Below are 12,822 nucleotides of genomic sequence, written 5' to 3' on the forward strand. Positions count from 1 at the left end.
GCGCGCCGCATGACCTCTCCCTTCGTTCCCGGAAGCTCCATCCGCATCGAGGGCCGCGCGGGCGGGCCGCTTTCGGGCCTCACCTTCGCGGCGAAGGACCTCTTCGACGTCGCCGGCACGCCGACCGGCGGCGGCAATCCGGACTGGGCGCGGCAGAACCCGATCCCCGACCGCCATGCCTGGGCGGTGCAGACGCTGCTTGATGCCGGCGCCACATTGATCGGCAAGACCATCACGGATGAGGTCTCGCTCGGCATCCTGGGCGAGAACGCCTTCGAGGGGACGCCGCTCAACCCCGCCGCCCCTGGCCATGTGCCGGGCGGCTCTTCCTCCGGCTCGGCCAGCGCGGTGGCGCAGGGGATCTGCGACACGGCGCTGGGAACGGATACCGGTGGTTCGGTCCGCGTGCCGGCCAGCTTCTGCGGGCTTTATGGCATCCGCCCCACCCATGGCCGGCTGGACCTGACCGGCATGCTGCCCCAGGCGCCGAGTTCGGACACCACCGGCTGGTTCGCCCGCGATGCGAAGACCTTCGCCCGTGTTTCGGAGGTGCTGCTGGGCGAGGCGACACCGGAGGCGCTGCCCACGCGCCTCGTCATCGCGACAGACGCCTTCGGCTTCGCCGAGCCTGCCACGGCGGCGGCACTCGAGCCCCTGGTGCGCCGCCTCAAGGCCATCATCCCCGACACCCGCTTCGACCTGATGGCCCCGCCCGGCCTCTCCGTCTGGGGCCGCGCGCAGCGCGTGCTGCAGCCGGTCGAGGCCTGGGAGACCTTCCGGGAATGGGTGGAGCGCGACAATCCGCGCTTCGCCTTCTCCGTCGCCAAGGGCCTGGTGCTGGGCGCCATGTCGAGCGAGGCCGATCGCGGCTGGGCCGCGCTGATGCGGCAGGAGGTGCGCGGCCGCATGCGGTACCTGCTGCCGCCCGGCACGGTGCTGGCCATCCCCACCACGCCCTTCCCGGCGCCCAAGGCCGGTTTGCCGCTCGATGTGCTGACGCCGATCCGCGATCAGATCCTCTGCCTCTGCGCGCAGGGCGGCCTCGCTGGCCATCCGCAGATCAACATCCCGGGTGCGACGGTGGAGGGGCGGCCCGTCGGCCTTTCGCTCATCGCGGCCCGCGGCGCCGACAGCCTTCTGATCCGCACCGCCCTTGCCCTGGAGAACGCCGCATGACCCCCAACATTCCCGAAGTGGTCGAGGAGATCCGCGAGAAGTTCGAGCGCTATGAGGCGGCGCTCATCTCCAAGGATGTGGAGGTGCTGGACGACACCTTCTGGAACTCGCCGCACACGCGCAGGCTCGCCATCCATGAGAACGGCTTCGGCTTCGACGAGATCCACGCCCATCGCGTCCGCCGCCCTCCCGGCCCGGGGATCAAGCTGGAGCGCCTGCGCCTCGACATCCTGACGCTCGGCCGCGATTTCGCCGTGGTGAACCTCATCTTCAAGATGCGCGGCCGGGGCGACCTGCCGGCGCGGCAGACGCAGAGCTGGGTGCGCTTCCCGGATGTGGGCTGGAAGGTCGTCTCCGCCCATGTCTCGGTGACGGAGGCGACGCCCGCCTATTGAGGCCCCGGGCAGGGCGGGGTAATTCCACGCCCTCAGTCATTTGGGCGCCCTCATGAGCAGCAGCAACGACATCCGCGCGACCTTCCTCGGCTATTTCGCGCGCAACGGCCATCGCGTGGTGGAGAGCAGCCCGCTCGTGCCCCGCAATGATCCCACGCTCATGTTCGCCAATTCCGGCATGGTGCAGTTCAAGAACGTCTTCACCGGCCAGGAGAAGCGCGACTACGTCACCGCCACCACGGCGCAGAAATGCGTCCGCGCCGGCGGCAAGCACAATGATCTGGACAATGTCGGCTACACCGCGCGCCACCACACCTTCTTCGAGATGCTGGGGAATTTCTCCTTCGGCGACTACTTCAAGGAACAGGCGATCGAGCATGCCTGGACGCTGATCACCAAGGATTTCGCCCTCCCGAAGGAGCGCCTGCTGGTCACCGTCTTCTCCGAGGATGAGCAGGCGGCGGGCTATTGGAAGAAGATCGCGGGCCTGCCCGACAGCCGCATCATCCGCATCAACACCGACGACAATTTCTGGCGCATGGGTGACACCGGCCCCTGCGGCCCCTGCTCGGAAATCTTCTTCGACCATGGCGACAAGATCCCGGGCGGCCCGCCGGGCAGCGCGGACCAGGATGGCGACCGCTTCATCGAGATCTGGAACCTGGTCTTCATGCAGTTCCTGGAGGAGCCGAAAGGCACCCGGAACCCGCTGCCGCGCCCCTCGATCGACACGGGCATGGGGCTGGAGCGCTTCGCCGCCATCCTGCAGGGCAAGCACGACAACTACGACACCGACACCTTCCGCGCGATCATCCTGGAATCCGCGCAACTGACGGGGCAGGAGCCGGATGGGCCGTTCCGCGCCTCGCACCGCGTCGTCGCCGATCACCTGCGCGCCGGCTCCTTCCTGATCGCCGATGGCGTGCTGCCTTCCAATGAAGGCCGCGGCTATGTGCTGCGCCGCATCCTGCGCCGTGCGATGCGCCACGCGCACATGATGGGCGCCTCCGAGCCGCTGCTGCACCGCCTCTTCCCCGCGCTGGAGCGGCAGATGGCCGCCGCCTATCCGGAGCTGAGCCGCGCCGCCGCGCTGATCACCGAGACCTTCAAGCTGGAGGAGACGCGCTTCCGCACCCTGCTGGACCGCGGCCTGGGTCTGCTGGAGGCGGAGAAGGCCAAGCTCGGCGCCACCGAGGCCCTGCCCGGCGAGGTCGCCTTCCGTCTCTATGACACCTACGGCTTCCCGCTAGACCTGACGCAGGACGCACTCCGCGCCGAGGGCCGCAGCGTGGATGTGGCCGGCTTCGACGCCGCGATGGAGGAGCAGCGCAAGCGCGCCCGCGCCGCCTGGGCGGGCTCGGGCGAGGCCGCGACGGAGACGCTCTGGTTCGACCTGAAGGAGAAGCTCGGCGCCACCGAATTCCTTGGCTACTCGACCGAGACGGCCGAGGGCAGCATCGTCGCCATCGTGGCGGATGGCGCTTCGGTGAACAGCGTGGCGCAGGGGCGCGAGGTCTCGGTCATCCTGAACCAGACGCCCTTCTATGGCGAAAGCGGCGGCCAGCAGGGCGATGCGGGCGTGATCCGCGTGGGCGATGCCGTGATCCGCATCCGCGACACGCAGAAGAAGCTGGGCGATCTGTTTGTCCATATCGGCAAGGTCGAGAGCGGCGATGTCAGCGTGGGCCAGGCGGTGATCGCCGAGGTGGACCACACGCGCCGCGGCGCCATCCGCGCGCATCACTCGGCGACGCATTTGCTGCATGAGGCACTGCGCCGGCGGCTTGGCACGCATGTGGCCCAGAAGGGCTCGCTGGTCGCGCCCGAGCGCCTGCGCTTCGACGTCAGCCAGCCCACGCCCATCGCCGCCGAGGACCTGGCCTGGGTCGAGGCCGAGGTGAATGCGCGCATCCGCGAGAACGCGGAAGTCACGACGCGCCTGATGACGCCCGATGCCGCCGTGGCGGAGGGCGCGATGGCGCTGTTCGGCGAGAAGTATGGCGAGGAAGTGCGCGTCGTCGCGATGGGCCATGACCCGGCGGCGACGGACCGTGCTGGCCATTACTCCATCGAGCTCTGCGGCGGCACGCATGTGAAGCGCACGGGCGATATCGGCATGTTCCGCCTGGTCTCGGAAGGCGCCGTTGCCGCCGGCGTGCGCCGCATCGAGGCGGTGACGGGGGCTGCCGCCTATGCCGCGATGGAAGCGGAAGCCCGCCTGCTGCGCGAGGCCGCCGCCGTGCTGAAGGTGAGCCCGGCCGACCTGCCGGCCCGCGTGGCAGCCCTGATGGAGGATCGCCGCCAGCTCGAGCGCGACCTGACCGAGACGCGCAAGAAGATGGCGACCTCGGGCGTCGAGGTGGAGACCGTGGCCGGCCTGCGCCTCGCGCTGAAGAACCTGGGCGACATGCCGGCCAAGGAGCTGAAGGGCATGGCCGAGGCCATCCTGAAGGGCGGCGCCGCCGATGTGGTGGCGCTCGTCTCCGGCGCCGAGGGCAAGGCCAGCATCGTGGTCGGCGTGGGCGAGGTGGCCAAGGGCCGCGCCGATGCGGTGGCCTTGGTGCGCGCGGCCTCGGCGGCCGTCGGTGGCAAGGGCGGCGGCGGGCGGCCCGACATGGCCCAGGCCGGTGGGCCGGAGGGCGACAAGGTGGATGAGGCGCTGGCCGCTATCCGGGGCGCGCTGGCGGCGGGTTAAGCAAAAAAGGGCCTCCGGCGGCTGGGGCCATTGGCCCCAGACCCCGGGACTTGGCTCAGCCGCGGCCTTCCCAGGGCATGAGCGAGGCCTTCACCGTCAGGAAGGGCACGTTGGCCTCGGGCGTCACGCTGTCCATGAAGAGCACGGCGTTGGCCACGTTCTGCACATCCATCGTGGCCTCCACCATCATCTCGCCATTGGGCTGCTTCACGCCCTTCTGCATGCGCGCCGTCATGTTCGTCGCCGCATTGCCGATGTCGATCTGACCGGCGGTGATGTTGTACTTCCGGCCGTCCAGGATGAGCGACTTGGTGAGGCCGGTGATGGCATGCTTCGTCGCCGTATAGGCCACGCTGTCCGGCCGCGGCGTATGCGCGCTGATCGAGCCATTGTTGATGATGCGCCCGCCCTGCGGCGACTGCTCCTTCATCATGCGGAAGGCCTGCTGCGCGCAGAGGAAGCTGCCGGTGAGGTTCACATTCACCACCTCCAGCCATTTCTCGACGGGCAGGTCCTCCAGCAGATAGCCCTGCACGCCCATGCCGGCATTGTTGAACAGCAGATCACAGCGCCCCCACTTGGCCTTGAGCGCGGCGAACAGCGCATTCACGCCATCGGGCGAGGCGACGTCGGTCGCCATCGGCAGGGCGTTGGCGCTGTTGGCGCCGGCCATCTGCGCCGTCTCGTCCAGCGCGTCCTGGCGGCGCGCGGCCAGCGCCACGCGATACCCCGCCTTCAACAGGCCCAGAGCCACGGCGCGCCCGATCCCCGTGCTCGCCCCCGTCACAACCGCCACCTTGCTCATTGCGTCACTCCCGATTGATGTGGGCGCAGATTGCGCCGGCCGCGCGATGCCCGCAATCTCACCCCATGGAGCTGAATTACACCTGCGCCCCCGCGAATGCGGTGACGAACCCGCCCCGGCAACGCGCGCCCGAAGGCAGCTGCGACAGCCATTTCCACATCTTCGGCCCCTATGACCGATTTCCGATGAGCGCGACCCGGCCCTATACGCCGCCGCCCGCGCTGATCCCCCATTACCTCGACATGGCGCGCACGCTCGGCCTCACGCGGCGCGTCGTGGTGCAGGCCAGCGTCTATGGCACGGACAATGCCGTGACGCTGGATGCCGTGGCGCAGTTCGGCCAGGACAATGCGCGCGCCATCGTCGTGGTGGATGACGCGGCGAGCCCGGCCGAGCTGCGCCGCATGGCCGATGCCGGCGCGGTCGGCGTGCGGTTCAACGCGGTCAGCGGCAATGGAACGCCGGTCGAGCAGCTGGAATCGCTCGCGCGCCGCGTGGCGGATCTCGGCTGGCACATCCAGCTCTACATGAAGGGCGATGTGCTGATGGCGCTCGCCCCGCGCCTGGCCGCGCTGCCGGTGCCGCTGGTGCTGGACCACATGGCGGGCGTGGACGCGGCGCATGGGCCTGATGGCGCGCATCTCGCGGCGGCACTCCGCCTGATCGAGACCGGCCGCGTGCATGTGAAGCTCTGCGGCTACCGCGCGAGCCGCCCGCCCTATGCCGACCTCACGCCCATCGCGCGCCGCTTCGTGGAGGCGGCGCCGGAGCGCTGCGTCTGGGGCACCGACTGGCCGCACACCCAGTTCGAAACGGCCGCCCAGATGCTGGATGACGGGCTGCTGCTCGACTGGTTCTTCGACTGGGTGCCGGAGGAGGCGCTGCGCCAGCGCATCCTGGTGGAGAACCCGGCGGCGCTCTACGGCTTCGCGGCCAGCGCCGCGTAGGATTGGCGCAGCGCCTCGAAGCTGGCGCTGTGCAGACGCTCGCGCCCCAGCAGGAAGACGCGCAGCGCGCCGCGCGTGACCGGCGCCATCCCGGGGTCCAGCACGTCGAGCCCGCCGGTGAAGGCGCCGAAGGCGGGCAGGACCAGACGCTGGCCGCTGGCCAGGAAGCAGGGACGGGTAATCCCGCCGGCCCGCGTCGGCAGCGTCGCCTTGGGGTGGTAGTGGCCGCTCAGCTCCGCCTCGGCGCGGGGCAGGGGCGTGGCGCCGCCGATATGGCGGAAATGGAGGCGCCCCTCCTTCCACTCCGGCAGGCATTGCCCGGGCAGATCCGGCTGCGGCGAGGGGTCGTGATTGCCCGCGATCCAGAGCACCTCCAGCGGTGAGAGCAGGTGCCGCAGCGTCGCGCGGTCGGCCGGCGCCATGCGGGCCAGCGCGCCGTCATCATGCAGCGCATCCCCCAGCACGATGACGCGGCGCGGCCCGTAGCGGCGCAGGGCGAAGCTGAGGCGCTCCAGCGTCTCCCGCGTGTCATAGGGCGGCACGGGGTGGCCGCGCATGGCCTGGGCGCTGCCCTTCTCGAAATGCAGATCGGCGACGATGAGCGTGCGCTTCGCCGGCCAGAGGGCGACGCCGCTCGGGCAGAGCATCAGGCGCTCGCCCGCCAGGTGCAGCGGGGCGGCGATCATGGGGCGGGCAGGGGCGGCATGGTGCGGCCGGACCTTGCCCCAGGGCGCGATTCGCCACAAACGGCGAGGCGACATGACAGGATGGACATGACGTGCGGTTCTGGCTGCTCCTCCTCGCCCTGTTGGCACCGCTCCGCGCGGCCCCCGCGCTGGAGCTTGGATGGTATGCCGCCGCCCCTTTCCAGAGTGAGGGGCCGCGTGGGCCGACGGGCCTCGACATCGAGATGGTGCGCGCGATCGCCGCCCGCGCCGGGCAGCCGCTGAGCTTCACCCGCACCACCTGGCCGCAGCTGATGCAGGATGTGCCGGCCGGGCGGCGTGATCTTGCCTCGGGCGTCGCCTGGACGGCCGAGCGCGCGGCGGCGGCCCGGATGAGCCGCGCCTATCGGCAGGACATCAATGTGCTGATCCAGCGGCGCGATGGCGGGCCGCATCCGGCGGCGGCGGATGCGGCCGGGCTGCTCGCGCATCTGAGGGCCACGGGGTTTCGCCTCGGCGTGATCGAGGGGTTCTCCTATGGCGATCCGGCGCTGGATGCCTGGCTGCGCGACCCCGCCCAGGCGGCGCGCCTGCGCCGCAGCGCCAGCGATGCCGAGAATCTGCGCCGGCTGCTGGCCGGCGAGATCGACGGTTTCCTGGCTGAGCGGCTGACGGCGGCGACGCTCATCGCCGCCAGCGCCGATCCGCGCGCGGTGGAGGAAAATGCCGCGCTGCGCATCGCCATCCCGCTGCACCTGATGTTCAGCCCCGCCGTGCCCGAGACGACGGTCGCGGCCTTCGACGCCGCCATCGCCGAACTCATGGCCGATGGCACGCTGGGGGCGATCGCCGCGCGGTTCCGCACGCCCATCCTGCTTGGCCTCACGCTCAACAGTCCCTGGTTCCTGGTGCTGGAGGTGATCGGCACGCTGAGCGCGGCGCTCTCCGGCTATCTGGCCGCGCGCGGCGGGCGCTACAGCCTCTTCGGCGCGCTGGTGCTGGCGCTGGCGACGGCGGTGGGCGGCGGCGTGCTGCGGGACCTGCTGGTGGGCCGCCACCCGATCGGCGTGATGGGCAGCCCGCTCTACCTGCAGCTCGTGCTGGGCACGGTGCTGCTCTCCTACCTGGCTGGGCGGCTCGCCAGGGCGGTGCCGGCGGTGGCGCGGCTGAGTGCCGCGGGCGGCGCCTGGCGCGAGCGGCTGTTCGATCTCGCCGATGCCATCGCGCTTTCGGCCTTCACCGTGGTGGGGGTGGCGGTCGCCGTCGGCACGGCGAGCCCGCTCTGGCTCTGGGGGCCGATGCTGGGCGCCATCACCGGGGCGGGGGGCGGCATCATCCGCGACATCATCCGCGGCGGCGGTGACGTGCCGAACCTCAAGACCGGCTTCTACGGGGAGGTGGCGGTGATCTGGAGCATCCTGCTCTCCCTCTGGCTCACCTGGCGCGGCGCGGTGATCGAGCGCGAGGAGGTGCTGGCGGCGGTGGTGGTGGCCGTTCTGGGCGGTGTCCTCACGCGCATGGCGGTGCTCAGGATGCGCGCGCCGGGGCTGCCTTAGCGCCTTCTGCGTTCCCGAGGGCGGCGTGCGGGCCTGGGCTCCGGCGGCGCCTCGCCCCCCTCGAAGAGCGGTTCTTCGAAGGTCTCCAGGCCGCCCGTCGCCTCCTCCACCAGCGCCGCAGCCTCGGCCAGCAGCGCCTCCTGTGCATCGCCCGCCACCCATTCGCGGCCGATCTCCAGCATGACCGGCACGGCGAGCGGCGAGACCTGATCGAGCTTGCGGTGGCGGATGCGGCCCTTGGCGCGCGCCAGCATCGCGCCGATGCGGCGGATGTCGGTCAGGCCATGCGCGGCTTCGGCGCGGGTTGCGCGCAGCAGGATGTGGTTCGGCTCATGCTTGCGCAGCACGTCGTAGATGAGGTCGGAATTCACGGTCATCTGGCGGCGGTTCTTCTCGGCGCCCGGATGGTGCTTCTCGAGCAGCCCCGCGATGGTCGCGATGTTGCGGAAGGTGCGGCGGAGCATGGAGCTTTCCGCCATCCAATCCTCGAGGTCCTCGCCCAGCAGGTCTTCCACGAAGAGTTCCGCGGGGTCGCCCGGTTCGAAGGCCATCCAGCAAGCGAGGATATAGTCGGTGGCGACGAAGCCGAGCGGCGCCCAGCCGAGGCGCTCCATCCGCCGCGTGGCGAGCATGCCGAGCGTCTGATGCGCGAGGCGCCCTTCGAAGCAATAGGCCACGAGATACCAGCGCCCGCCGCGCGGAAAGGTCTCGACGAGGAGGCCATCGGCGCTGGGGAGTTCGCTCTTGTAGCGCTGCATGCCGAGCCATTCGCGCACGCTGTCCGGCAGCATGGCCCAATGCGTGGGGTCGCTCAGGATGCCGCGCACGCGGTCCGCGAGGTGCGTGGAGAGCGGCATGCGCGCCCCGCCATAGGTGGGCACGCGCGGCTCCCGCGTGCCACCGCGCGAGACCTCGGCCGTGACGCCGGAGATGCCCTCATATTGCAGGACCTGGCCCGCGAAGCGGAAGGTATCGCCCGGCGAGAGGGTGGAGATGAACCATTCCTCCACCTCGCCCAGCACGGGGCCGCCGCGCAGCTTCACCTTCATCAGCGGCAGTTCCACGATGGTGCCGAGGTTGAGGCGCAATTGCCGCGCGACGGCGGTGCCGCGCACATGCACGAGGCCCTCGGAATCGCGGAAGAGCCGCCGCCAGCGCTCGTAATTGGCGAGCGCATAGCCGCCATCCTCGACGAAGCGCAGCACATCGTCGAAATCGCGGCGGGAGAGGTCCGCATAGGCGCCGGCGCGGGTCACTTCGGCATAGAGATCATCCGGCCGGAAGGGCGCGTGGCAGGCCATGGCGAGGATGTGCTGCGCCAGAACGTCGAGGCCGCCGGGGCGTGGTTCCTCGCCATCCAGCTCGCCGGCGGCGATGCTCTCCAGGGCTGCCGCGCATTCGATCACCTCGAAGCGGTTGGCGGGGACGAGCATGGCCGCACTCGCCTCATCCATGCGGTGATTGGCGCGGCCCACGCGCTGCAGCAGGCGCGAGACGCCCTTGGGCGCGCCCACCTGGATCACCTGGTCCACATCGCCCCAGTCAATGCCGAGATCGAGCGAGGAGGTGGCGACGACACCGCGCAGCTTCCCCGCCGCCATCGCGGCCTCGACCTTGCGGCGCTGCTCGACGGTGAGGCTGCCGTGATGGACGGCGATGGGCAGCGAATCCTCGTTGATCTTCCACAGCGCCGCGAAGATCAGTTCCGCCTGGGCGCGGGTGTTGACGAAGACGATGGTGACACGCGCGGCCGCGATGCGGGCCAGGATCTCGGGCGCGGAATCGAGGCCCATATGCCCGCCCCAGGGCAGGCGGCCCGCGGGCAATTGCACGCCGAGCTGCGGGGCCGCGCCGCCGGCCGCGCGGATCAGCGCCACATCCGTGGCGCGCGCGGTGGGGGAGAGCCAGGCGCGCAAGGCGTCGGGGTGGTTCACCGTGGCGGAGAGCCCCACGCGCCGCGCCTGTGGCGCGAGCGTCGCAAGGCGCGAGAGGCAGAGGCAGAGCTGATCGCCCCGCTTGGTGCCGGCCAGTGCATGCGCCTCATCCACCACGATGGCCTGCAGCCCGCCGAACATCTCCCCCGCATCGGGCAGCGAGAGCAGCAGCGTCAGGCTCTCCGGCGTCGTCAGCAGGATCTGCGGCGGGGTTTCGCGCTGCCGGGCGCGGCGATTGGCCGGCGTGTCGCCGGTGCGGGTCTCGACGCGGATGGAGAGGCCCATCTCGGCGATGGGCGCCTCCAGGTTGCGCGCGATATCCACCGCCAGCGCCTTCAAGGGCGAGATGTAGAGCGTGTGCAGCCCCTCGCGCGGCGCCTCATGCAGCGCGATGAGCGAGGGCAGGAAGCCCGCCAGCGTCTTGCCGCCGCCCGTCGGCGCGATCAGCAGCGCCGATTGGCCCGCGCGCGCGGCCGCCAGCATGTCGAGCTGATGCGCCCGGGGCGCCCAGCCGCGCCCGGCGAACCAGCGCGCAAAAAGTTCTGGCATTGTTCTCACGGCACCCCAGCTATATGGGGTGGATCCCCCGAGGTGAAGACCGAATGCCGCCCCATCCCGAAACCTGGCTGCGCGTGACGCCGGACGGCCTGTTCTGCGAGCCGGGCGGCTTCTTCGTGGACCCGGTGCGGCCGGTGGAGCGTGCCGTCATCACCCATGGCCATAGCGACCACGCGCGCCCCGGCCACGCCCATGTCCTCGCCACGAAGGAGACGCTGGCCATCATGCGCGCCCGCATGGGCGAGGACCGCGCGGGTGCGACGCAACAGGCGCATCCCTATGGCGAGACCCTCACCATCAACGGCGTGAAGCTCTGGCTGCGCCCGGCCGGCCATGTGCTGGGCTCGGCGCAGGTGTGCCTCGAATGGCAGGGCGCCCGCGCCGTCATCAGCGGCGACTACAAGCGGAGGCATGACGCGACCTGCGCGCCCTTCGAGCCCGAGCGCTGCGACGTCTTCGTGACGGAAGCCACTTTCGCGCTGCCCGTCTTCACCCATCCGCCGGCCGGGCAGGAGATCGCGCGGCTCTTGCGCTCGGTCGCCCTCTTCCCCGAGCGCACCCATGTCATCGGCTGCTATGCGCTGGGCAAGGCGCAGCGCCTGATCTCGCTGCTGCGCGAAGCGGGCTGGGATCAGCCCATCCCGCTGCATGGCGCGCTGATGAAGCTCTGCACGCTGTATGAGGAATTGGGCGTGCAACTCGGGCCGCTCACGCAAGCCACGGTCGCGGGGAAGGAGCGCCTGGCCGGCGCCATCGTGCTGGCGCCGCCCTCGGCCATCGCTGATCGCTGGGCGCGGCGCCTGGCCGAGCCCATCCCCTGCCTCGCCTCGGGCTGGATGCGCGTGCGCCAGCGCGCGCGGCAGGGCGGCGTGGAACTGCCCATGGTGATCAGCGACCACGCCGATTGGCCCGAGCTTCTCGCCACCTGCACCGAGGTCGAGGCGCAGGAGGTCTGGGTCACGCATGGGCGGGAGGAGGCGCTGATCCATGCCCTGGCCCAACGTGGCATCCGCGGCCGCGCGCTGCACCTGATCGGGCGCGGGGAGGGGGAGGAGGAATAGCTGGCGCCGGCCGCGCGCCGCCGCCTAGCCTTCCACCAAACACCGAGGAAGCCCCATGCAACGCCGCACCCTTCTCAGCAGCCTGCTCCTGCCCTCGCTCGCCACCGCGCAGGAGGCAGGCTTTCCCACGCGCCCGCCCGCACTCGTCATCCCCTTTCCGCCCGGCGGCATCGTGGACACGGCCGGGCGCATGCTGGCCGAGCGCGCCTCCCGCCATCTCGGCCAGAACATCATCATCGAGAACCGGCCGGGCGCGGGCTCGGCCATCGGCAATCTTCACGTCGCCCAGGCGCGGCCGGATGGCTACACCATCCTCTCGGGCGGCATCGGCCTCGCCACCATCCCGAATTTCCGCCCCGACCTCGAGCCGCGCGACCCGCGCACCGCCTTCGCGCCCGTCGCCGGCACCTACACCGTGCCCTATATCCTGCACATCAACCGCAACCTGCCGGTGCGCAACCTCGCGGAGTTCGTCGCCTGGGCGCGGCAGCGCGGCGCCGCCATGAACACCGCCACCAGCGGCGCGGGCTCGGGCACGCATCTGGTGGGTGAGCTGTTCCGCCAGCGCGCCGGCCTGCCGCCGGGCGAGACGGTGCATTTCCGCGGCGGCGTGCAGGCCTATACCGAGATCGGCGCCGGCCGCGCGGATGCCATGTGGAGCACGGCGCTCGAAGCCATCCAGGCCATGCGCGCGGGCCAGACGCGGCCCATCGCCGTCACCTCGGCGCAGCGCCTCAAGGCCATGCCCGATCTGCCGACAGTGGCCGAAAGCGGCTTCCCCGGTTTCGTCGTCGCCTCCTTCGCCGGCTGGTTCGTGCCCGCCGCGACCCCGGCACCCGTCATCGCGCGCCTGGCCGAGGCGCTGCGCGCGGCGGTGGCCGACCCCGATCTGCGCGCGCGCTTCGATGAATACGGGATGCAGGCGGAATATCAGACCGGGCCGGAACTCGCGGCGGTGCTGGCGGCGGAGACCACGCTCTGGGGCAATCTGATCCGTGAGGCGGGGATTCGGGCGGAATGAAAGGAAAAA

10 protein-coding genes are annotated in these 12,822 nt (G+C 70.9%); 7 read left to right on the top strand and 3 right to left on the bottom strand.

Going from position 1 to position 12,822, the window contains the following annotated elements:
- Positions 1–9: 9 nt before the first annotated feature.
- Genes KTR66_RS01435 through alaS form a run of 3 tightly spaced genes read left to right on the top strand, consistent with a single transcriptional unit; the run spans position 10 to position 4,266 of the window.
- Positions 10–1,176: an amidase gene (locus tag KTR66_RS01435; protein WP_213609600.1), complete on the top strand. Its 1,167-nt coding sequence runs from the start codon at positions 10–12 to the stop codon at positions 1,174–1,176.
- Positions 1,173–1,571 carry an AtzH-like domain-containing protein gene (locus KTR66_RS01440; RefSeq protein WP_213609602.1) on the top strand — a complete coding sequence of 133 codons (399 nt, stop codon included), beginning with the start codon at positions 1,173–1,175 and terminating at the stop codon, positions 1,569–1,571. The genes KTR66_RS01435 and KTR66_RS01440 overlap by 4 nt, the downstream gene beginning before the upstream one ends.
- A gap of 52 nt (positions 1,572–1,623) precedes the next feature.
- Positions 1,624–4,266 (top strand): alanine--tRNA ligase, encoded by a 2,643-nt coding sequence (gene alaS, locus KTR66_RS01445; protein ID WP_213609604.1) that lies wholly within the window; start codon positions 1,624–1,626, stop codon positions 4,264–4,266.
- Between the two features lie 55 nt (positions 4,267–4,321).
- Here the strand turns inward: alaS and KTR66_RS01450 are convergent, their stop codons facing one another.
- Positions 4,322–5,071 (bottom strand): SDR family oxidoreductase, encoded by a 750-nt coding sequence (locus KTR66_RS01450; protein ID WP_213609606.1) that lies wholly within the window; start codon positions 5,069–5,071, stop codon positions 4,322–4,324.
- 65 nt (positions 5,072–5,136) lie between these two features.
- Between KTR66_RS01450 and KTR66_RS01455 the strand changes: the two genes are divergently transcribed.
- A complete protein-coding gene (locus KTR66_RS01455) occupies positions 5,137–6,018 on the top strand; it encodes an amidohydrolase (protein ID WP_213609608.1) in 882 nt (293 codons plus the stop codon).
- On the opposite strand, the gene pdeM is transcribed toward KTR66_RS01455, so the two are convergent.
- On the bottom strand, positions 5,991–6,704 hold the full coding sequence (gene pdeM, locus KTR66_RS01460) for a ligase-associated DNA damage response endonuclease PdeM (protein ID WP_213609610.1): 714 nt from the start codon (positions 6,702–6,704) through the stop codon (positions 5,991–5,993). The two genes, KTR66_RS01455 and pdeM, sit on opposite strands and share 28 nt — an antisense overlap.
- Before the next feature lie 92 nt (positions 6,705–6,796).
- On the opposite strand from pdeM, the gene KTR66_RS01465 reads away from it, so the two are divergent.
- Positions 6,797–8,239, top strand: a complete 1,443-nt coding sequence (locus KTR66_RS01465) for a TRIC cation channel family protein (protein WP_213609612.1) — start codon at positions 6,797–6,799, stop codon at positions 8,237–8,239.
- Here the strand turns inward: KTR66_RS01465 and KTR66_RS01470 are convergent.
- A complete protein-coding gene (locus KTR66_RS01470; protein WP_213609614.1) occupies positions 8,236–10,722 on the bottom strand; it encodes a ligase-associated DNA damage response DEXH box helicase in 2,487 nt (828 codons plus the stop codon). The two genes, KTR66_RS01465 and KTR66_RS01470, sit on opposite strands and share 4 nt — an antisense overlap.
- A gap of 53 nt (positions 10,723–10,775) precedes the next feature.
- Between KTR66_RS01470 and KTR66_RS01475 the strand changes: the two genes are divergently transcribed.
- Entirely contained in the window at positions 10,776–11,792 is a 1,017-nt protein-coding gene (locus KTR66_RS01475; protein WP_213609616.1) for a ligase-associated DNA damage response exonuclease, read from the top strand.
- Positions 11,793–11,847: 55 nt separating this feature from the next.
- A complete protein-coding gene (locus tag KTR66_RS01480; RefSeq protein WP_213609618.1) occupies positions 11,848–12,813 on the top strand; it encodes a tripartite tricarboxylate transporter substrate binding protein in 966 nt (321 codons plus the stop codon).
- The last annotated feature ends 9 nt before the right edge of the window (positions 12,814–12,822 follow it).

Origin of the sequence: Roseococcus sp. SDR, from assembly GCF_019083995.1 — a bacterium.
GTDB lineage: Bacteria > Pseudomonadota > Alphaproteobacteria > Acetobacterales > Acetobacteraceae > Roseococcus.

Bases quoted from the DNA above. Each gene is read 5' to 3' on its own strand.
- KTR66_RS01440 (WP_213609602.1), top strand. From the start codon at position 1,173: ATGACCCCCAACATTCCCGAAGTGGTCGAGGAGATCCGCGAGAAGTTC.
- KTR66_RS01480 (WP_213609618.1), top strand. From the start codon at position 11,848: ATGCAACGCCGCACCCTTCTCAGCAGCCTGCTCCTGCCCTCGCTCGCC.
- KTR66_RS01435 (WP_213609600.1), top strand. From the start codon at position 10: ATGACCTCTCCCTTCGTTCCCGGAAGCTCCATCCGCATCGAGGGCCGC.
- alaS (WP_213609604.1), top strand. From the start codon at position 1,624: ATGAGCAGCAGCAACGACATCCGCGCGACCTTCCTCGGCTATTTCGCG.
- KTR66_RS01455 (WP_213609608.1), top strand. From the start codon at position 5,137: ATGGAGCTGAATTACACCTGCGCCCCCGCGAATGCGGTGACGAACCCG.
- KTR66_RS01450 (WP_213609606.1), bottom strand. From the start codon at position 5,071: ATGAGCAAGGTGGCGGTTGTGACGGGGGCGAGCACGGGGATCGGGCGC.
- pdeM (WP_213609610.1), bottom strand. From the start codon at position 6,704: ATGATCGCCGCCCCGCTGCACCTGGCGGGCGAGCGCCTGATGCTCTGC.
- KTR66_RS01475 (WP_213609616.1), top strand. From the start codon at position 10,776: ATGCCGCCCCATCCCGAAACCTGGCTGCGCGTGACGCCGGACGGCCTG.
- KTR66_RS01470 (WP_213609614.1), bottom strand. From the start codon at position 10,722: ATGCCAGAACTTTTTGCGCGCTGGTTCGCCGGGCGCGGCTGGGCGCCC.